Consider the following 19,891-nt stretch of genomic DNA (forward strand, 5'->3'; position numbering starts at 1 on the left):
TTCGGGGCTATCGCCAGAACGTCAACCGCCGCCTGCGCCACGGAGTCGCGGCGTAGGCGGCCAGCCCGACAGCCAACAGCGCGGCGCTGAGCACGAGGCTGGGCACATCGTCGTACGGCCGTGCGCTGAACTCCCACCACCGGTACTGTTGGTTTCCGCCATACCCCCAGTACCACAGGACGACGGCTACCACCGAGGGCAGCGTCCAGGCCAGCCGCCAGCCGAGGACCGCTCCGGCGAGCAGAGCCAGACCGAACCAGTCCACCCACCCCCGTGCCATGATCGCAATCACGGACGGCGGCATCACGAACGCGGAGATGCCCAGAAAGATCACTGCGGAGCCGATACCCAAACCGGCGAGGTAGCGCCGTTGCATGGACCGGAGCCGTCGGGTCGCCATCAGCTCCAGGCCGGCAAGCGGGCTGGTCAGCCCGATGACCGGTAGGACGGCGGCGCCCATGGCGAGCAGACGCCACAACGGAATGATCGCGCTGTCCTGCCCGGCTGCCTGTGGTAGCGGTGTCCTGACCATGCCGAACCAGGCGGCCAGTGCACCCAGGAGCACGACTCCGGCGAGGATGGCACCCGCTGGCCGGACCGAGAGAAACAGCCTGACCGAAACAGCGCCGGTGGGCATCTCAACGTCTTGGCTCACAGTAGCGCCCATGAAGATCGTTCACCTCCTCGTCGGCCCATTGGAACTGATCGGAAAGGGGGTCCCCGCCGGCGATTTCGCGTCCCCGCGACCATGCTTGTTGCATCTCCGCAGGTGCGTTGGTGTGGTAGTCAGGGCTGCCCTGGCCGACCAGGTACGCCTCCAGCCAGGAGCCGATTACCCAGAACCGTTCCCGATCGGACGAGCTGAGATCGGTCCAGTCGCAGGCATCGAAATCGAAGGTTGATGAGGTGATCGCGGTGCCGATGGCACCCGCGTAGGACCACGGACTTCCCTCAAGGATGGTGAAAATCGGCGGACCGGTCTCGTAGCCGAGGCGCCACTGCCCGTCAGGCCAGAGAAACCAGGTCTTTTTGATTCCGACTTCGTTGATGAGTGGCGGGCGGACGAAGCTCTCTGGCAGTAGGTCGACCCGTGCGCTGACATCCCGCAGTGGGGGCAGATACTTCTCGTGCTCCGGCCAGATGCACAGGGCGGTCGATCCTTCGACGCAGATCACGTTGTCTCCGGGTTGTTCTCGGTCGGTTACCGCGCTCGTGACGGTCAGGACCACGGCGAGCGGTATGGCCGCAGGAACCAGCAACAGCGTCCTCCGCCGCCGCAGCGCATGGGAGGCGGGCAGCCAGAGCATGACCAGCAGCAGGACCAGGACCGACGCCAGGAGCAGCGCCAGCGGCCCCGGATCGACTGTCCGCTCCGGCGGGCCTGATACCACGACGAATCCGGACATGTCGAGCAGTGTGATCAGGAACAGGAACCCCATTGCCGCCGTCAGTGCCGCGAAGACAGATCCGAGCAGCTTGCCACACGCCCAACCTAGGGTGATCGAGAGCAGCACCACGAAGATTCCGCGTAGCGCGTAACCCAGCCAGAGGTGCACACCCGGAGGGAACGTGCGAGCCGTGGCGGCGAAGGCCACCGCCTGACCGATGAGATACGGGATCAGCAGGACGACGACGGTGGCGCCGAGCCGGTTCGCTTCCAGCCGGGCCGGGTGGACGCGCGCGGCTGTCAATTGCTCTGTGACTCTGTGCCGTTTCGGCGCGCTCGCCACCCAGGCGGCGGCGCCGGCACCGACCACGCCGAGCAGGTAGGCGGGTACCTGTGCGGCGGCGCCGGTCTCCGGCCAGACACCGATCCAGTGGCGGTTGCGTAGGAACAGCACCGCGACGTCGATGGCGATGAACACCGGCAGCGCCCACCGGATCGGAGAGTTGCGGATGTGTAGCCACAGTCCGTTCACAGTCGCTGCTCGCCCTCCGGCAATAGGTGCATGTACGCCCGCTCCAACGCGGAGTGGCCGGGGAGGCCGTCCTGGTCCAGAGCCGCCAGCTCGGTCACTGAGCCGTCGAACCTGGCTGCTCCACCGTGCATCACGATCACCCGGTCACAAACGGCCCCGACGTCGTCGATGAGGTGGGTGCTGAGCACCACGACCGTGCCGTCGAGTCCTGCGACGATCTTGCGGAACTGGAGCCGCTGGCGTGGGTCCAGGCCGACGGTGGGCTCGTCGAGCAGCACCACGCGAGGTCGTCCCACGACTGCCCAGGCGATGCCGGCGCGCTGGCGCATGCCGCCGGAGAGACTGCGCATCCTCGACCGCCGCCGGTCGGTCAGGTCGACCATCTCCAGCGTTTCGTCGATCGATCGCCGCCACTGGCTTGCCGGCACCCCGCGCATCCAGGCCGCATAGGTCACGAAGTCGACGAGCTTCATCTGCGGGTCGAACCCGAAATCCTGCGGAAGATAACCGATCTGGTCTCTGATCCTGCGGGCAGACCGCTCGCCGTCGATGTCGACGTCATCGATGCGGATCCGACCGTTACGCGGCGGCATGATGGTCGCCAGGGTTCGTAGCAAGGTTGTTTTGCCGGCACCGTTGGGGCCCAACAGCGCAGTGATTCCCGGATGCAGCGTGACGCTGAGGTTTTCGATGATGGTTGTGGTCCCGTAACCCTGGGCCAGCGCATCCAGCACGACACTCATATGGCGACTCTCATTCACGAACACGCGGCAACGGCGGTCCTACCAAGGAGGGCCGATCGTACTGATTGCTCCCTACCCGTGCAAGCAGGGCACATTCGATCTTGACCGCGTCGAGGTATTTCTGAATGGGAGCCAAGGTGGCGTCTACGCAGGTGAGATTAGGTGCCTGTAGACGCGATGCGATCGAATTCTTGGCGGGTGCAAAGAGGTGCGCACTAGCAGACGTCGCACATGTGCAGTCGCAGCGGTCCTGCTGGGTCGGGGCCATCAGCTTTGGGCGTTCCCGGTGACAGGCGGCCTGATCAGGACGATCTGAGCACCGGCCGGCCGCGCGGGGCCTCGCCGTAAAGGAACGTCTGCCGGAGGGAGGCGGCGTCCGACGCAATCGTCCAGGCGCGCGCGGTGCAGGGAGTCATCACCTGGCTACGCGAGGACGAACGTCACGGTCGATCGTATCTCCCTCAGGTTTCCTCAGATCTTCCCCAAGTGTCGGCGTCCAGCGATGTCGGAGTATGTGGGGCGGCCCGGGCCAGCGCATCACTTCATCCATGGAAGGCCGCCACAGATGAGATTGAGCCGTTCTCCCCACCTCCGGCGTCGAACAGGTGATCCGCGAGGGTCGGCATGGCGGCGTCGGGGTGCGCTTGTCATCGCGGTGGCGGTCCTGCTGTCGCTGGGGATCCCGCCGGGCGCGGTCCCGGCCGACGGCGGATTCCCGCTGGGCTGGCTGACCTCGCGGTTGGCGCAGTCGCCCGGGTGGGCCTGGGGTGCAAAGCCGTTGCCGTTGCCGTCGTCGCCGACGGGCGACGGCGCGGGGCGCGGCGGGTACGCCGATGCGGCGCGGACGAGGGCCTCGGGTGGCGCGGGGGAGACGCAGCGGCTCGTCGACGGACTGCCGGGGCTGACCGGGCGAGCGGTGGTGCAGCGGACGACGACCCCGGTCACGGTCGGCCGGTTCGACCCGGAGACCAGCGAGCGGGACCCGGCCGCGTCGCGGTCGCGCACGACCGTGTACGTGAACGAGGACGGCTCGCGTACGAGCGAGCTGACCACGGTGCCGACCAACTACCGGGCGGATGACGGGTCGTGGCGGCCGATCGACCCGACGTTGGTGCGCCGCGACGGCCGGTGGGTGGCGAAGGAGAGCCCACTGGGGGTGTCGCTGGCGACGGATTCGTCAGCGGCGCGGGCGTCGGTGGCAGCCGACCCGTTGGTGGCACTGTCGTTGCCCGACGGTAACTCGGTGCGGTGGGGTCTGGCCGGCGCGGCGGCGGTCGACGCGGTGGTGGACGGTACGACGGCGACCTATCCGGCAGTGTTGCCGGGGACCGACCTGGAGGTGGTGGCGCGCCCGGACGGCGTGAAGGAGACGCTGGTGTTGGCGTCGCCCGCGGCCGGGTCGGAATGGGTGTTTCCGCTGGCGCTGCACAAATTGTCGGCGCGGTCCGGCGCAGACGGTGCGATCGAGCTGGTCGATCGGGCAGGGGCGGTGGCGGCCGCGATTCCACCGGCGTTCATGCGGGACTCGTCTGTGGACGCGGCCACCGGGCGGGCGGCGCAATCGTCGGCGGTGACGATGGAGCTGGTCCAGCTCGACGATGGGCCGGCGATCAAAATGGTCGCCGATCGGGCATGGCTGACGGATCCGGCGCGGGTGTTCCCGGTGCGGGTGGACCCGACCGTGACGGCCGGCCCGGACGACGACGTGTTCGTCGACAGCGACCCCGACACCGACGCGACCGTGCAGAACGGCGACCACCTGCAGGTGGGCGTCGACGAGGACGGGGTCACGTCCCGTACCTTCCTCAACTTCGACATCTCGTCGGCACTGACCGACCCGACGCCGACGATCGACGCGGCTCGCGTGAAGCTGTTCCTGCTGCACCAGCCGTCGTGCGACACCGGGGCGACCCTGAGCGTCAGTGCGGTCGAGCAGCGGTGGACGGCCAGCGAGCTGGCGACCGTCTCCTACCCGGGCCCGGACATCGACGCGGGTACGTACACCCAGTCCTACGACGTGCCCGCCAGCGTGTGCGCGAACACCGGTGCCGATCCGGCCAACGGCCACTGGGTGACGTTCACGGCGTACTCCCTGGTCGAGGGGTGGGCGCTCGGCGGACAGAACTTCGGTCTGGCGTTGACGACCGACGAGGACGACCCGGCCCAGCGGGCGGTGTTCGCCTCGGCCGACTACGGTTCGGGCCAGTACGCGCCGCAGCTGGTGCTCGATCTGACCGCCGACGTGCCACCGCAGGTGGACGTGCGCTATCCCGGGCCGGGGGCGGTGGTGTCCACGTTGACCCCGGAACTGCTGGTGGTCGGGCACGATCCGGACGTGGTCGGGCTGCTCGGCTTCGCGATCTGGGTGTACGACGCCGACGGGAAGGTCGTCTACGACAGGGCGAGCAGCGAGTCGTTCACGTCCAGGTCGACCGCGTCCTTCCCGATCCCGTCCGGGATGCTGGAGTGGAACAGGACGTACTCGTGGTCGGTGGTCCCCTTCGGCGGGAACATCTTCGGCGCGCGATATCCGAAGTACCCGTTCCACACCCGGGTGCCGCAGCCGGCGCTGGGCTCCCGGTTGGTGCAGAACCCGGGGGTCGGCTACAACCCGGAGATCGGCAACTACACGACCAGCGTGACGGACGCGCAGGTGGCCGGGGTGGGTCCGGCGTTGGAGATCACGCGTTCGTACAACAGCCTGGACACCCGGCGCTCCGGCGCGTTCGGCGCCGGCTGGTCGAGCCTGCTGGACGCGCGGGTGACCTCGCTGGTCGACGCCTCCGATGAGTGGATGGGTGCCTCCGTGCGGTACCCGGACGGATCGGTGGCGGCGTTCGGTCTCGACGCCGACGAGTCGTTCACCGCGCCGCCGGGCCGGGACGAGGTCCTCGCCGGGATCGTCGGGGACGGCCTGTTCTTCGGCTACGAGCTGCGGAACAAGCAGGGTACGACGTACACCTTCGACCGGCGCGAGAGCGGTGGTGTGTTCCGGCTGACGTCGGTCACCGACGCCAACGGGCAGCGGTTGACGTTGACCTACGACGCCGACGGTCGGGTGGCGAAGCTGACCAACGCCTCCGGACGGTCGATGACGGTGACCTGGCAGGCCACGGCGAGCCCGTCGGCCGGCGCGCACGTGACCAGTGTGACCACCGACGCGCCGACGGCCGGCGGCAGCGGTCACACGTGGACGTACACCTACGCCAGCGACGACCGGTTGACCGGGATGTGTCCACCGACCCCGTCGTGCCGGTACTACCAGTGGGACAACTCGGCCAACCAGGGCGCGAACGCGGTGCTCAACCAGGCGCCGTCGTCGTACTGGCGGTTGAACGAACCGTCCGGTTCGACGTGGGCGGCCAGCAGCGTGCTGGACAACGGGGGCACCGACGTCGCCTTCTACGAGGACACCACGACCGGCGGGTCGCTGTCGTCGGCCTGGCCCGGGTCGGCGTCGACGGCCACGTCGTTCAACGGCACCTCGTCGCGGGTGCGGCTGCCCAGCGAGGTGGCCGCCGACGGGGCGTACCAGTCGATCAGCCTGTGGTTCTCGACGACGGCCACCGACGGGGTGCTGTTCTCGTACCAGAGCGATCCGATCACCGCCGGCTCCACGACCGGCAAGTACACCCCGGTGATGTACGTCGACACCGACGGCAGGCTGCGTGCGAAGTTCCGCGCCGAGCCGGGTGCCGCGACCATGGTGACGTCGGAGGCGGTCGACGACGGCGACTGGCATCACGTGGTGCTGGCCGGTGCCGGTGACAGCCAGGCGCTCTATCTCGACGGTGCGCGGGTGGCCGGCAGCGACGGCGTGATCAACATGTACGCCTACGGCGGGGCGGCGTACCGGTACGTCGGCGCCGGCTTCATCGGCGGTGACTGGCCGGGGCAACCGGACGGCACCGGCGGCGGCGACCCCGCTCAGGCGAGCTTCTTCGACGGCCAGGTCGCCGACGTGGCCGTCTTCGACCGCCCGTTGACCGCGTCCGACGTCGGCGACATGTACCGCACGGCGGTGGGCACCAGCCGTCAGCTGTCCCGGGTGACCAGCGCGTACGGGCGTCAGCTGACGGAACTGTCGATGAACGCGGTCACCGGCCGGCTGTCGTCGATGGTCGACGGCAACGGCGGGACGTGGACGATGGGCACCCCACGGGTGTCCGGTTCCAGCGCGCTGTACGCCGCCTCGGTGCTGGGTTCGGTGCCGAGCGACTACTGGCGGCTGCGCGACGCCGCCGGAGTCGACGCGGTCAACGAGGCGTGGGGTGGCACTGCCACCTACAGCGCGGTGACGTTGGGGGTGGCCGGCCCGTTCGCCGACGGCAGCGCGGCGTCGTTCGACGGCTCGTCGTCGGTGGTGTCGGTGCCCGGCGCGCGGGTCGCTCCGACCGGCGCCAGCACGCAGGAACTGTGGTTCAGGACCACCGGAACCGGCCAGGTGCTGATGGGCACGCAGAACGCGGCACTGGACGCGGCGCCGTCGACCGGGCTGCCGGTGCTCTGGATCGACGACCGGGGGCGGTTGCGCGCGGCGTCGCCGTCGACGACGCCGACCGCCCCGCTGACCTCCGGGATCGCCGGCAAGTGCGCGGAGATCAAGGACGGTGCCTCGGCCGACGACACGCCGGTGGTGATCGGCACCTGCGACGGCACGCCGAAGCAGAGCTGGCGGTACTTCCCCGACCAGCAACAGCTGCGGCAGTTCGGCAAGTGCCTGGACGTGTACGACACGGGCACGACCAACGGCACGGTAGTGCAGCTGTACTCCTGCCACTCCGGACCCGCCCAGAAGTGGGTGCCGCACCACGGTGGCTGGCGCAACCCGCACTCGGGCAAGTGTCTCGACGACCCGAACTCGTCCACCTCGGACGGCACCCAGCTGGTCATCTGGACCTGCCGTACCCACCAGCTCAACCAGCAGTGGACGTTGTCGCTGGGGTCGGCGCAGGCGGTGAACGACGGCAGGTGGCACCACGCGGTGCTGACCACCAACGGCCTGTCCGGCGACAACATCACCACCCAGACGTTGTACCTGGACGGGGAGCAGGTCCAGTCCAGCACCGGCCAGCCGTTGACGCCGGGCCCGCAGCCGCACGGGTATCTGGGCGCCGGGCACACGGGCACCGGATGGTCGACGCTGCCCGCCGGCTCGATGGCGTACTACACCGGATCGTTGGCCGAGGTGGCGGTCTACGGCCGGCAGCTGAGCGCCGCCGAGGTGGCGCTGCACCACGACTCGGTGGGTGGCACGGCTCCGCTGGTGGTGACGGCGTCCGGCGGGGGGTCGGCGTCCGGCGGGGCGTCGGCGTTGCCGCTGGCGCAGACGGCGGCGGGTTCGCTGCCGGCGCAGGCCCTGGCGCCGGGTACGGCCGCGGTCGACGCGGCGGGCCTGGCCGAGGGGACGACGACGGTCTCCAACCCGGTCAAGATCGTGTCGGTGACCGATCCGGGTGGCAACCAGGTGTCCTACTCCTACGATCTGATGACCGGGCGCAAGTCCGCGCAGACCGACGCGGTGGGCCACACGACGCTGTACGGCTACGACACCGGCGGGTTCACCAGCCTGGTGTACGACCCGAACGGGATCGTCACCCGCACGGTGCAGGACGAGCGGGGCAACACGATCCAGCAGGTGACCTGTCAGGACCAGGCCGCCGAGAAGTGTTCCAGCAGCTACTACAGCTACTACTGGAACGACGGGGACGTGACCGATCCGCGCAACGGCCGGATGCTCGCCTCCCGGGGGCCCGGGTCGGACAGCGCCACGGACGACACCTACCTGACGTCCTACACGTACGACGCGGCCGGCAACCTGTTGTCGACCACCGACCCGGTGGGCCGTACGACGACGATCAGCTACACCGATGGGACGAGCGTGGCCGCGGTCGACGACGGGCTCGCGCCGGCGGGCCTGCCCTGGAAGGTGCTGGACCCGTCCGGCGGGTTGCGCACGATCCGGTACACCGCCGCCGGTGACGTGGCCGAGTCGGTGGACGCGGCCGGCGCGGTGACCACCTTCGGCTACGACCGGCTGGGCCGGGAGACCAGCCGGACCGTGGTGACCGCGTCGTTCCCCGAGGGGCGGACCACGTCGACCACGTACGACCCGGTCGACCGGGTGGTGACGGTCACCGAGCCGCCGGTGACGAACCGGGTCACCGGCGCGGTGCACACCCGGCAGACCTGGAACGGCTACGGGATGGACGGGTTCCTGGTCCGGCAGGAGGTGCGGGACCTGACCGGCGGTGACGCCACCCGCGCCACGGCCGCGACGTTCGGGCCGTACGGCAAGCGGGTCGAGCAGGTGGATCCGCAGGGCAACGCCACCGCCTACGGGTACGACAGCTACGGGCACCTGGTGAGCCAGACCGACCCGGACGGGGTGGTGTCGGTCTACGACGTCGACCCGAACGGCAACCTGCTGTCCCGGACGGTGGTCGACTACCGGGGCGACCCGAACGATCCGCAGGACCCGGTCGACCTGGTCGTGGAGTCGAACACCTACGACCCGGGCGGCCGGCTGGCCTCCACCACCGACGCGATGGGCTACATCACGTCGTACACCTACACCGACGACGGTCGGACCGCGTCGGTGACCCGCTCGGACGGCACCGCCTCGTTCGTGTTGGAGTCCAACAGCTACGACGCGGCCGGCAACCTGATCGAGCAGCGCCGCGACAACGGGCTGACGACCACGGCCTACCGGTACGACGCGGCCGGCCGGCAGGACCGCAGCACGCTGGACCCGGGCGGTCTGAACCGGATCACCGACCTGACCCTGTCGCCGGGCGACCAGGTGCTGTCCAGCCAGTCCCGCCGGGGCTCCGGCGGTGCACTGGAGATCACCGACTACGCCTACGACGTGCAGGGCCGGCAGGTGTCCCAGACCCGGTTCCGCTCGGACCGGGTGACGACGCCGGTGGCCCGGTGGCCGCTGGACGAGACCGACGGCACCGTGGCCGCCGACGCGGCCGGCAACAGCCCCGGCACGACCACCGGGGTGACCTGGGAGCCCGACGCCGAGCGTGGTCAGGTGGCCGTCTTCGACGGCGAGTCCGCGCGGATCACGACGGCCGCGTCGGTGGTGGACACCACCCGGCCGTACACGGTGGCCGCGTGGCTGCGGGTGGACGACACCGGCGGCGACGGCACGGTGCTGGAGGTGCCCGGCTCGGCGGGCGACCAGCCCGCGTTCCGCCTGTACTACGACGCCGCCGTCGGTGGCTGGCGGGCGAGGGTGGCCGAGCGTACCGCCGACGGCTCCGTCGCCACCTATTCCCGGGCCTTCGGCGTCGGTGGGGTGCAGGCCGGCGCGTGGCAGCACGTGGCGGTCGGGGTGAACCCGGCGGCCGGGCTGTGGACGATCTTCCTCGACGGCGTCAAGATCAGCAGCTACGGCGGCGCCGGGCACCACAGTGTCGCCTCCGGTGGACTGTCGATCGGTGGCTCCGCGCAGGGGATGTTCCACGGCGCGATCTCCGACCTGCGGGTCTACCAGCAGGTGTCCTACGACGAGGACTGGGCGGCCGGGGTCGCCGACGGCACCGTCCCGGCCGACGGCGCCGGCGTGTCGCGCACGTCGTACGTGCTCGACGACGGCGGTCTGGCCGTCGAGGTGGTGGATCCGCGCGGGAACAGCACCTATGTGGACCACGACGCGGCGGACCGGCCGGTGCTCACGGCCGGTCCGCCGGTGCGGGCCGAGGTCGGTGACGGCTCGGCGGCGGTGACCGCCCGGCCGGTGGCGAAGATCGGCTACAACACGTTCGGCGAGGTCGTGGAGGAGTCCGACGAGAACGGCGCGGTGACCACGTACCGGGTGGACGCCAACGGCCGACCGGAAGAGGTCGTCCTGCCCACATACACGCCGCCGGGGGGTGCCGACCCGGTCGCGCCGGCGGAGTCGGTGGTCTACGACAGCCTGGGCCAGGTGCTCTCGCGCACCGACGCGCTGGGCCGCGTCACGACCGTCACCTACGACCAGCTGGGCCGGCCGGTCCGGCAGGTCATGCCGGACGGCGCGACGACGACGGCCGGCTACGACCTGGCCGGCAACCTGTTGTCGGTGATCGATCCGACCGGTGCGCAGACCGGCAGCACCTACGACATGCTGGGCCGGGTCACCAGTGTCAGTGCGACGGTGCGCCAGACCGGGCAGGTGCACACCAGCACCCTCGCCTACGACCCGGCGGGCCGGGTGGCCAGCGAGACCTCGGCGGACGGGGTGAGCACCCACTACGGCTACAACGCCGCCGGCCAGGTGAACAGCGTCGTCGACGGGGCCGGGCAGACCACGCGCACCGAGTACGACGGGCTGGGCCGGCCGGTCAAGCAGATCAACCCGGACGGCACCTACAGCGTCACCTCGTACGACATGCTGTCCCAGCCGGTGACCACGGCGGAGTATTCCGCCGCAGGCGGCCCCGCGCTGGCGACGTCGACCTGGACGTACGACGCGGCGGGCGCCACGGTGTCGGCCACCGACGCGCGCGGGTCGACGGTCCGGTTCAGCTACGACGCCACCGGCCTGCTGCGCTCCCAGTCGCAGCCGGTGGACGCGGACGTCAGCATCGACACGTCGTTCGGGTACGACCTGGCCGGCAACCAGACCCGGTTCACCGACGGTCGCGGCAACGCGTTCGGCACCACCTACAACCCGTGGGGTCTGCCGCAGTCGCAGATCGAACCGGCCACCGCCGCCTACCCGGACGCGGCGGACCGCACCTACACGATGGTGTACGACGCGGCCGGTCAGCTGGTCGGGCAGCACCTGCCGGGCGGGGTGACCCGGTCGTTCGCCTACGACCAGGCGGGCCGGTTGACCGGGCAGTCGGGGTCGGGCGCGCAGGCCGACACCGCCGAGCGCAGCTTCGGCTACGACGCGGCCGGGCGGATGACCTCGTTCACGGGTGTCGGCGGGACGAACACCATCGGGTACGACGACCGGGGCCTGCCGCTGGAGGTGGCCGGCCCGTCCGGCGACTCCGAGTTCACCTACACCGGTGACGGGCTGCTCGCCTCGCGCAGCGACCCGGCCGGTCTCACCGCGTACGGCTACGACGGTGCGGGCCGGTTGGCGTCGCTGTCGAACGCCGACGCGGGAATCGCGGTCGGCTACACCTACGACGCGATGTCGGCGGTGTCGTCGATGGCCTACGGCGGCAGCGGCAACCGGCGGGTGTTCGCCTACGACGAGCGGCACCGGTTGATCAGCGACACCCTGGTGTCGGCCGGTGGCGCCGAGGTGGCGTCGGTCGGGTACGGCTGGGACGCCAACGGCAACGAGACCAGCAAGACCGTCACCCGTGCCGGCAGCACGGTGACCAACACGTACACCTATGACCGGGCCGACCGGTTGACCTCGTGGGACGACGGCACCACCGCGGTCGGGTACCGCTACGACGCCGCCGGCAACCGGATCGGCGTCGGGGACGTGGACTACGTCTACGACCAGCGCAACAGGCTGGTTTCCGACAGCGCCGGTGCCACGTACCAGTACACGGCCCGGGGCGGCCGTTCCAGTGTCACCACCGGCGGCAGCACGGTCACCACGGTGACCGACGCGTTCGACCAGGTCGTCAGCCGACAGCCGGCCGGCGGCGGGGTGCAGACCTACGCCTACGACGGCCTCGGCCGGCTGGCCCGGGACGGGTTCGCCTACGCCGGGCTGGACAACGACCTGGCCGTCGACGACACCGCGGCCTACGTACGGGACCCGGACGGCGTGCTGGCCGGGGTCCGGGCGGGCACCGGCGCGGGCCGGTTGGTCTGGACCGACCTGCACGACGACGTCATCGCCCAGCTCGACGACACCGGCGCCACCGTCACCGGGACCAGCACCTACACCCCGCTCGGCGAGGTCGTCACCACGACCGGCGTGGTGGGCAACCTGGGGTACCAGTCGGAGTGGACGGACCCGGCCACCGGGCACGTGAACATGCACGCCCGCTGGTACGACCCGGCCACCGGCCAGTTCGACACCCGCGACAGCGTCACCGTCAGCCCGGTGCCGGACCCGGTGCGGGCCAACCGCTACCAGTACGGTGACGCCAACCCGCTGACCGTCACCGACCCCACCGGCCACTTCGGCAAGCGGTTCCGCAAGGCCTTCAACAAGGTCACCAAGACGGTGACGAAGACCTGGAACAAGGCCACCTCCGCAGTGAAGAACACCTGGAACACGGTGACGGAGGGGATCAACAACCTGGTCGACCAGGCCGTGAACGGGATCCACGATCTGGCGAACCGGGCGGCCGAGGCGGTGCAGCAGGCGCGAGATCAGCTGGCCGAGAAGGTGAACGATCTCAAGCAGTCGATGTCCCAGGCGTTCAAACAACTCGAGCAGGCCGGACAGATGATCAAGTCCGCCGCGCAACGCGCCGCGGACCGGGTGGGCCAGTGGGCGATGGCGGCCCGCGACTGGGTGGTCGAGCACCAGGCCGACATCGTCGGCGCGCTGGTCGGCATGGTGGTCGAGGCGGCCTGCATGGTCGCGGTCGGCTGGACCGGGGTCGGCGCCGTCGCCTGCGGTGTCGCCGCCGGTGCCATCGGCGGCGTGGTCACCGGCGCGATGCAGGGGCACCGTGGTCTCGATCTGCTGCAGGACGCCGCGATCGGCGGCCTCGCCGGCGGTATCGGTGCCGCGATGCCGATGATGGGCTCGGCGGCGTCCAGGGCCCTCGGGAAGGCGGCCGGCGGGATCGGCAAGACCGCCGCCGGCAAGGCCGCCGGTCGGGCCGGCGCCGCGGTGCGGTCGCTGGGCAAGCCGGCCGGCAAGGCCACCAGCCGCGGCACCAGCCGGGGCAGCCGGGAGGTCGCCGAGCACGTCGACGACGCTGCCCGCGCCGGGGGCGGCCGGGCCGACGACGTGGCCGACGCGGCACGCGGCTGCACCCGGCACAGCTTCGCTCCCGACACCCGGGTGCGGATGGCCGACGGCACCAGCACATCGATCTCCGAGGTGGAACTGGACGACGAGGTCCTGGCCACCGACCCGGTGACCGGGACGACCACGGCCCGGCCGGTGCGGGTGCTGTACCGCAACGACGACCGTGACCTGGTCGACGTCACGGTGACCGACACCGTCACCGGGGACAGCACGGTGGTGCACACCACCGCGCACCACCCCTTCTGGAACGCCGACAGCGACCGGTGGACCGACGCCGCCGACCTCCGCCCCGGTGACCGTCTGTACGACGTCGACGGCGCCGGCACCCAGCAGGTGTCCGACGTCGAGGTCTACGTCGGACAGGCACTGATGAACGACCTGACCGTCGCCGGTGTGCACACCTACTACGTCCTCGCCGAGGACACCCCGGTGCTGGTGCACAACTGCGGCGGTCAGAACCCGGCCCACCCCGCCGCCTGCAGCTGCGGCCGCGACGCAGCCAACAACATCGTCTGGCCGCCGAACAAGGGCTTCCAGGGTGGCAGCCGGTCCACCATCCTGAAGAAGGGGACCCGGATCAACCGGTACGGCAGCGAGGACGGCAGGTACGTGTCGCCGGTGGATGTGCTGTTCGAGCAGCGAGCGTTGCCCATCGAGAAGAGGTTTGGCGTGTTCCACGAGTACGTGGTGCTCCGGGACACCATCGTCGAAGCGGGAACCGCCGCCCCGTGGTTCGGCCAGGCCGGTGGTGGCACCCAGTACTTCCTGAGCCGGAAAGCCCACGACCTGGTTCGTCTGGGAGTGCTGGAGGAAGTGACGGCGGACGCTGTGGCGATGAACAGGCGCAAAGCTGCCAGCGAGCTCTATGCGCTGATTTCATAGCTGCCGGTCGGCCCAGTTCCGCCCGGGAAACGGCCCGGCGGGTGTGCCCGGAGGACTCATCTCCGGGCACACCCGCCGGGTTCGCGCGATCTGCCGGTCAGAACGGGCTGAGCACGACTCCGGCGGAGCGGGGGTCGCCGTCGTGCACGAGCGACTCGAACGCGCCGACGTCGTCGAAGGCGAACGCGTACGCCTTTCCGTCGCGCATGTTGGCGTGGATGATCCGGGCGTACTGGTTGGTCGGGGTGTTGCGGTAGAACTCGGCGGCGTTGGTGCTGGGCTGGGTGTGGATGGTGCCCAGGGTGCCCCGGTTCAGCGCGGCGCACAACGTCCGGGAGATCGGGCCGACCACCTGGTCGTTGGGGGCGGGCAGGTCACCGTCGCAGCCCCATACGCTCGCCGACGAGGGCCGGTTGAACGAGGCGACGACCTGGCCGGCACCGTTGGTGAAGGTCATCACCCGGCCGGAGGTCCGGCCGTAGTAGCGGATGTCGGGGCGGTCGCCGAACGGTACGACGGTCAGCGTCCGGCTGGTGTACGTGTTCCACGCCGAGGTGATGTAGGAGTCCAGGTAGGTGGGGCTGAACAGGCCGGCGCCGGTCGCCTTGCCGGGTGCGAGCACCCGCAGCACGGTGCCGTCGCCCCGGGTCTGGACCGTGTTGGCCCAGCCGGACTGGGACCGGATCCCGTTGATGATCGCGTTGCGGCCGCCCGCGACGACGTCACCGGTGCGCTTGGTGACGCCGCCCGCGCCGGTCACGGTGACCGCGTGCGGCACCGCGAACATGTCCACCTGGGAGCTGTTGAGCCACAGTCCGGCGTCGTTGTAGGTGAACTCGCTCCAGTCGAACAGGATGTCGCGGTTGGGGTCGCCGCCGGCCCAGGGGGCGGGCTGGACCAGGCCGGTCGGGGTGAGGAAGAACTTCAGCTTCTCGCCGAGGGAGAAGTAGACCCGGCCGGAGAAGCCGCGCGGGAAGCGGACCGTCGTGCTGCCACCGTTGGTCGGCCCGGGGATCGACGCGTCGGGTGCGGGCGACGGCGGGATCTGCCCGCCGGACCAGGGGATGAACGTGCCGCCCTGGTTGACGTAGCCGAGGCGGCCGGAGGAGAGCTGTACGCCGATGACGTACAGGTGGACGGGGCCGGCCCGGCCGGTGCTGTTGGTGACGGTGACCGGAAGCAGTGCCGGTCCGACGGCCTGGGCGGGTGCGGCGGCAACAAGGGCGGTGGTCGGGACGGCGGTGATCAGAGCGGCTGCTGCGGCCAGCAGCCTTCTTCGGACAACCATGAGGAGCCCTTCCGGTCGATAATCGGACGGTGAGAGAGCGCTCTCACAGGTTCTGACTGTTAACAAGGTTTGTCAATAGATATGTGGCGATGTCACCCGGAGTGGGTGCGGTCACGGGCGCGGTTAACCGGTTGTCGGCCACGTCGGCGTCACCGACGATGACGGTCATGGCCACCAGCGCAGGGCCGCCGGACGCCGCCCGTCGGCGGGAACTCGCCCGGCTGGCGCTCGACGGCTACCTCAGCGGTCCCGGAGCTCCGGTCCGGGCGACGGCCCGTGCCCTGGCCAAGATCGATCACGCCGTGGCGGTGGTGCTGGTCGAGGGCATCAGCGACCAGATCGCGGTGGAGACCGCAGCAGCGGGTCGTGGCCGCGATCTCGACGCGGAACGGGTGGTGGTCGTGCCGATCGGCGGCGCACACGCGATCGGCCGGTTCCTGACCAGACTCGGCCCGCTACATCGGCGGGTGCGGCTGGCCGGTCTGTGCGACCTGCCCGAGCTGGAGATCGTTCGGCGGGGACTGGCCGACGCCGGGGTCGGCGCCGTGCGTACCCGGGCCGACCTGGCGGATCTCGGCTTCTTCGGCTGCGTCGACGACCTGGAGGACGAACTGATCCGGGCCGTCGGCGTCGGCGGGGTCGAGGCCGTCCTCGCGGCGCAGGGCGATCTCGGATCGTTGCGCACCCTGCAGGGTCAGCCGGCCTGGCGTCACCGGCGGCCCGAAGCACAGCTGCGGCGGTTCATGGGCAGCGGTTCGCGGCGCAAGTCGCGCTACGCCCGACTGCTCGTCGAGGCGGCCGTCGCTCGGGGCACCCTGCCGCCGCCGCTCGACGCCCTGCTCACCGCCGTCGACGAGCGCTGACCCGCCGGTCAGCTGGCCGACACGGCTGCCAGCTCGGCGGCGGCGGCCCTGTCGAGCAGCCAGCGGGTGTGCCGCACACCCCGTACGCCCGACGCCGGCACCGCGACCGGGTCGGTGCCACCGTACGCACGCCCGACCGCCGCGGCCTTGTCCGCTCCGGCGGCGACCAGCCACACCTCGTCGGCCGTGTCGATGGTGGGCAGCGTCAGGGTGATCCGGGTCGGCGGTGGTTTCGGGCTGTCCCGGACCGCGGCGACCGGCCGGGTCTCGCCGGTCACCGGATGTCGCGGGAAGACCGACGCGACATGCCCGTCCTCGCCGACGCCGAGCATCAGCACGTCGAAGTGCGGCAGCGGCGCGGTGCCCGACCCGGCGACCCGGTCCAGGGTGGCCGCGTACCGGGCGGCGGCGGCTTCCGGGTCGTCGCCGTCCGGCCCGTCGCTGGCCGGCATCGGGTGCACCCGGTCCGGATCGAGCGGCAGGACGTCGAGCAACGCCGCGCGCGCCTGGGTCTCGTTGCGCTCCGGATCACCGGACGGCAGGAACCGTTCGTCGCCCCACCACACGTCGACCCGGGACCAGTCGACCGCGTCGCGGGCCGGCGAGCCGGCGACCGACCGCAGCACCGCCGCCGCCACCCGGCCACCGGTCAGCACCATCGACGCGGCGCCCCGCTCGGCCTGCGCGTCGATCAGCCGCACGACGAGCCGGGCGGCGACCGAGTGGGCCAGCACGGTGGCGTCCGGGTGCACGATCAGGCTGGTGCCACTCATGTGCCGCTCCGGACCGGTTCGGCCGCAGCAGCGTCCGCGTCCGCGGCCGGGATGGCCGGGTCCTTCCAGATGTGCACCCGCTTGCCGGGCCGGGCGGGCAGCTCCGGCAGCCCGGCCAGGGTGCCCAGCGCCTCCGAGTAGACCTGGTCGGCGTCGAGCCGGCGCAACTCCTCGGCGAGTTCCTCGCCGAGCGGCCGGCGGACCAGCGGCATCTGGCGGTCCGGCTGGCCGGTACGGGTGAACATCGCCGACCCGTCCTCCCGGACGATCCGCAGCCCGTCACCGTTGGCGCAGCTCAGCTCGACCGCCCGCAGCTGGGAGAACTCGGTGGTCTCCGCCCAGCGCGGGGTGATGCCGAGCCGGGCGGCCAGCCAGCTGATCATCAGCGCGGCGGTGGGCTCGGCCCGTGGGGCGGTCACCGTCGCCCCGGTGATCTGGGCCTCGGTGGTGTCGAACGCCCCGGCCACCAGGGTGCGCCACGGCGTGATCCGGGTCCAGGCGAGGTCGGTGTCGCCGGGTGCGTAGTCCACCGCCCGTTGCAGCAGCGCCTGCACCGGGTTCGGCGCCTGCGCCGAGTCGGTGATCCGCCGGTCGGCGACCACCCCGAGGTAGTCGTTCGCGATCTGCTCCGGCGGCTCGCCGTGCCACCAGGTGACCACCGGCACGTCCGGCACCAGCAGCGGCATCACCACCGACTCGGCGTGCAGCGACAGCCGGCCGGCGGTGCGCATCACCACCGCCTCGCAGGGACCGAGCCGGCCCCCGACGACCACCTCGGCGTCGAGCCGGCTGACCTTGCGGTCGACGTCGGAGCGGACCACCACGAGCAGCCGGCACGGGTGGGCGGCGGCGGCGATGGTGGCCGCCGCCTCCGCCTCGCGTACCCGTTTCTCGTCGACCACCACGATCAGGCTCAGCGCCATGCCGCTGGCCACGCCGCCGGCGCTGCGTCGCTCCGCGGCGAGGGCCTTGACCACTTCGTTGCCAGTGGTGTCCCACAGGCTGATCATGCTCTCCTCCAGGATCGGCCCTCGCGGGCCAGCATCTCGTCGGCGGCCCGCGGGCCCCACTCGCCGGCCCGGTACGACTCCGGCCGCACGCCCTGCCAGGCTTCTTCGAGGGGGTCGATGACCCGCCAGCTCTGCTCCACCTCGGCCGCGTCGGGAAACAGCGTGCGGTCGCCGATCAGCACGTCGAGCACGAGCCGCTCGTACGCCTCCGGGCTGGCCTCGGTGAACGCCTCGCCGTACTGGAAGTCCATGGCGATGTCGCGTACCTCCATGGTGGTGCCGGGCACCTTGGCGCCGAACTTGAGCACCACGCCCTCGTCCGGCTGCACCCGGATGACCAGCTGGTTGCTGCTGAGCATCTCCACGTCGGTGCGGTTGAACGGCAGGTGCGGCGCGGTCTTGAACATCACCGCGACCTCGGTCACCCGCCGGGGCAGGCGCTTGCCGGCGCGCAGGTAGAAGGGAACCCCCGCCCAGCGGCGGTTCTGGATGCCGAGCCGGATCGCCACGTACGTCTCGGTGGTGGAGTCCTCCGGAACGTTCGGTTCCTCCAGGTAGCCGACCGCCCGCTGCCCGGCCACCCAGCCCCGCAGGTACTGCCCCCGCACGGTGCCGGCGGCCACGTCGGTGGGCAGGCTGATCGCCCGCAGCACCTTCAGCTTCTCCGCCCGGATCTCGGCGGCGTCGAAGCTGGTCGGCTCCTCCATGGTGACCAGGGCCAGCAGTTGCAGCAGGTGGTTCTGCACCACGTCACGGGCCGCCCCGGTCGCGTCGTAGAAGCCGGCCCGGGTGCCGATCCCGACGTCCTCGGCCATGGTGATCTGCGCCGAGTCGACGTACTTGGAGTTCCACAGCGGCTCGAACAGGTTGTTGGCGAACCGCAGCGCCATGATGTTCTGGACCGTCTCCTTGCCCAGGTAGTGGTCGATGCGGAACACGTCGTCGCGGGTGAAGACGTCGTCGACCAGGTCGTTGAGCGCCTTCGCCGACGGCAGGTCGTAGCCGAACGGCTTCTCCACCACGACCCGGCGCCAGCCGCCGCACCGCTCGTTGTCCGCCATCCCGGTGCGCGCCAGCTGCTTGAGCACCTGCGGGAACGCCGACGGCGGGATGGAGAAGTAGAACGCCGCGTTGCCGTGGATGCCGTGTGAGTGGCGCAGGTCGTCCAGGCAGGTGGAAAGTCGGTCGAAGGCCGCGTCGTCGTCGAACGACCCGCCGACGAACTTGATGTTGCCGGCCAGCCGGGCCCACACCTCCTCCCGCCACGGGGTGCGCGCGTAGTCCTTGGCGGAATCGTGGGCCAGTGCCTCGAAGTCGCCGTCGGTCCAGTCGCGCCGGGCGAAGCCGAGCACCACGAAACCGGGCGGCAGCAGCCCTCGGTTGGCCAGGTCGTAGATGCCCGGGAGCAGTTTCTTGCGGGCCAGATCGCCGGTGACGCCGAAAATCACCAGAGCGCAGGGCTCCGGGATGCGCGGCAGCCGCCGGTCCTGCGGGTCGCGCAGGGGGTTCACGTCGCCTC

At 70.9% G+C, this 19,891-nt stretch carries 10 protein-coding genes; 2 read left to right on the plus strand and 8 right to left on the minus strand.

All coding sequences use genetic code 11. The features are described from left to right. Nucleotides 1-7: 7 nt before the first annotated feature. The 3 genes from ACN27F_RS31400 to ACN27F_RS31410 all read right to left on the minus strand — a co-directional run bounded on the left by ACN27F_RS31400 (nt 8) and on the right by ACN27F_RS31410 (nt 2,662). Nucleotides 8-637 (minus strand): hypothetical protein, encoded by a 630-nt coding sequence (locus tag ACN27F_RS31400; RefSeq protein ID WP_421439076.1) that lies wholly within the window; start codon nt 635-637, stop codon nt 8-10. A 1-nt stretch (nt 638) separates the two neighbouring features. Beyond that, nucleotides 639-1,757, minus strand: coding sequence for a hypothetical protein (locus ACN27F_RS31405; RefSeq protein WP_421439077.1), 1,119 nt, complete (start codon nt 1,755-1,757; stop codon nt 639-641). A 158-nt stretch (nt 1,758-1,915) separates the two neighbouring features. Then, complete coding sequence (locus tag ACN27F_RS31410; RefSeq protein WP_421439078.1) at nt 1,916-2,662, minus strand: ATP-binding cassette domain-containing protein; 747 nt, start codon at nt 2,660-2,662, stop codon at nt 1,916-1,918. Between the two features lie 655 nt (nt 2,663-3,317). Here ACN27F_RS31410 and ACN27F_RS31415 point away from each other — a divergent pair. Beyond that, entirely contained in the window at nt 3,318-14,438 is an 11,121-nt protein-coding gene (locus tag ACN27F_RS31415) for a LamG-like jellyroll fold domain-containing protein (RefSeq protein ID WP_421439079.1), read from the plus strand. A gap of 97 nt (nt 14,439-14,535) precedes the next feature. Here the strand turns inward: ACN27F_RS31415 and ACN27F_RS31420 are convergent, their stop codons facing one another. Both ACN27F_RS31420 and ACN27F_RS31425 read right to left on the minus strand, forming a co-directional pair. Continuing rightward, complete coding sequence (locus ACN27F_RS31420; protein WP_421439080.1) at nt 14,536-15,726, minus strand: beta-1,3-glucanase family protein; 1,191 nt, start codon at nt 15,724-15,726, stop codon at nt 14,536-14,538. 43 nt (nt 15,727-15,769) lie between these two features. Continuing rightward, nucleotides 15,770-15,895 (minus strand): hypothetical protein, encoded by a 126-nt coding sequence (locus tag ACN27F_RS31425; protein ID WP_421439081.1) that lies wholly within the window; start codon nt 15,893-15,895, stop codon nt 15,770-15,772. On the opposite strand from ACN27F_RS31425, the gene ACN27F_RS31430 reads away from it, so the two are divergent. Further along, the gene (locus tag ACN27F_RS31430; protein ID WP_421439082.1) at nt 15,894-16,589 is read left to right on the plus strand and encodes a TOPRIM nucleotidyl transferase/hydrolase domain-containing protein; all 696 of its coding nucleotides are present in this window, start codon (nt 15,894-15,896) and stop codon (nt 16,587-16,589) included. The two genes, ACN27F_RS31425 and ACN27F_RS31430, sit on opposite strands and share 2 nt — an antisense overlap. A gap of 8 nt (nt 16,590-16,597) precedes the next feature. Here the strand turns inward: ACN27F_RS31430 and pgl are convergent, their stop codons facing one another. Genes pgl through zwf form a run of 3 tightly spaced genes read right to left on the minus strand, consistent with a single transcriptional unit; the run spans nt 16,598 to nt 19,883 of the window. Continuing rightward, nucleotides 16,598-17,362: a 6-phosphogluconolactonase gene (gene pgl, locus ACN27F_RS31435; protein ID WP_421439083.1), complete on the minus strand. Its 765-nt coding sequence runs from the start codon at nt 17,360-17,362 to the stop codon at nt 16,598-16,600. Further along, nucleotides 17,359-18,372 carry a glucose-6-phosphate dehydrogenase assembly protein OpcA gene (locus ACN27F_RS31440; protein WP_421439084.1) on the minus strand — a complete coding sequence of 338 codons (1,014 nt, stop codon included), beginning with the start codon at nt 18,370-18,372 and terminating at the stop codon, nt 17,359-17,361. The genes pgl and ACN27F_RS31440 overlap by 4 nt, the downstream gene beginning before the upstream one ends. Beyond that, nucleotides 18,369-19,883 (minus strand): glucose-6-phosphate dehydrogenase, encoded by a 1,515-nt coding sequence (zwf, locus tag ACN27F_RS31445; protein WP_421439085.1) that lies wholly within the window; start codon nt 19,881-19,883, stop codon nt 18,369-18,371. The genes ACN27F_RS31440 and zwf overlap by 4 nt, the downstream gene beginning before the upstream one ends. Nucleotides 19,884-19,891: the final 8 nt, after the last annotated feature.

Origin of the sequence: Solwaraspora sp. WMMB335 (assembly GCF_049179075.1) — a bacterium.
Classification (GTDB): Bacteria; Actinomycetota; Actinomycetes; order Mycobacteriales; family Micromonosporaceae; genus Micromonospora_E.

Excerpts from the sequence above, each read along its gene's own strand:
- ACN27F_RS31400 (WP_421439076.1), bottom strand. The coding sequence starts at position 637 with ATGCCCACCGGCGCTGTTTCGGTCAGGCTGTTTCTCTCGGTCCGGCCA.
- ACN27F_RS31410 (WP_421439078.1), bottom strand. The coding sequence starts at position 2,662 with ATGAGTGTCGTGCTGGATGCGCTGGCCCAGGGTTACGGGACCACAACC.
- ACN27F_RS31420 (WP_421439080.1), bottom strand. The coding sequence starts at position 15,726 with ATGGTTGTCCGAAGAAGGCTGCTGGCCGCAGCAGCCGCTCTGATCACC.
- ACN27F_RS31430 (WP_421439082.1), top strand. The coding sequence starts at position 15,894 with ATGGCCACCAGCGCAGGGCCGCCGGACGCCGCCCGTCGGCGGGAACTC.
- ACN27F_RS31425 (WP_421439081.1), bottom strand. The coding sequence starts at position 15,895 with ATGACCGTCATCGTCGGTGACGCCGACGTGGCCGACAACCGGTTAACC.
- pgl (WP_421439083.1), bottom strand. The coding sequence starts at position 17,362 with ATGAGTGGCACCAGCCTGATCGTGCACCCGGACGCCACCGTGCTGGCC.
- ACN27F_RS31440 (WP_421439084.1), bottom strand. The coding sequence starts at position 18,372 with ATGATCAGCCTGTGGGACACCACTGGCAACGAAGTGGTCAAGGCCCTC.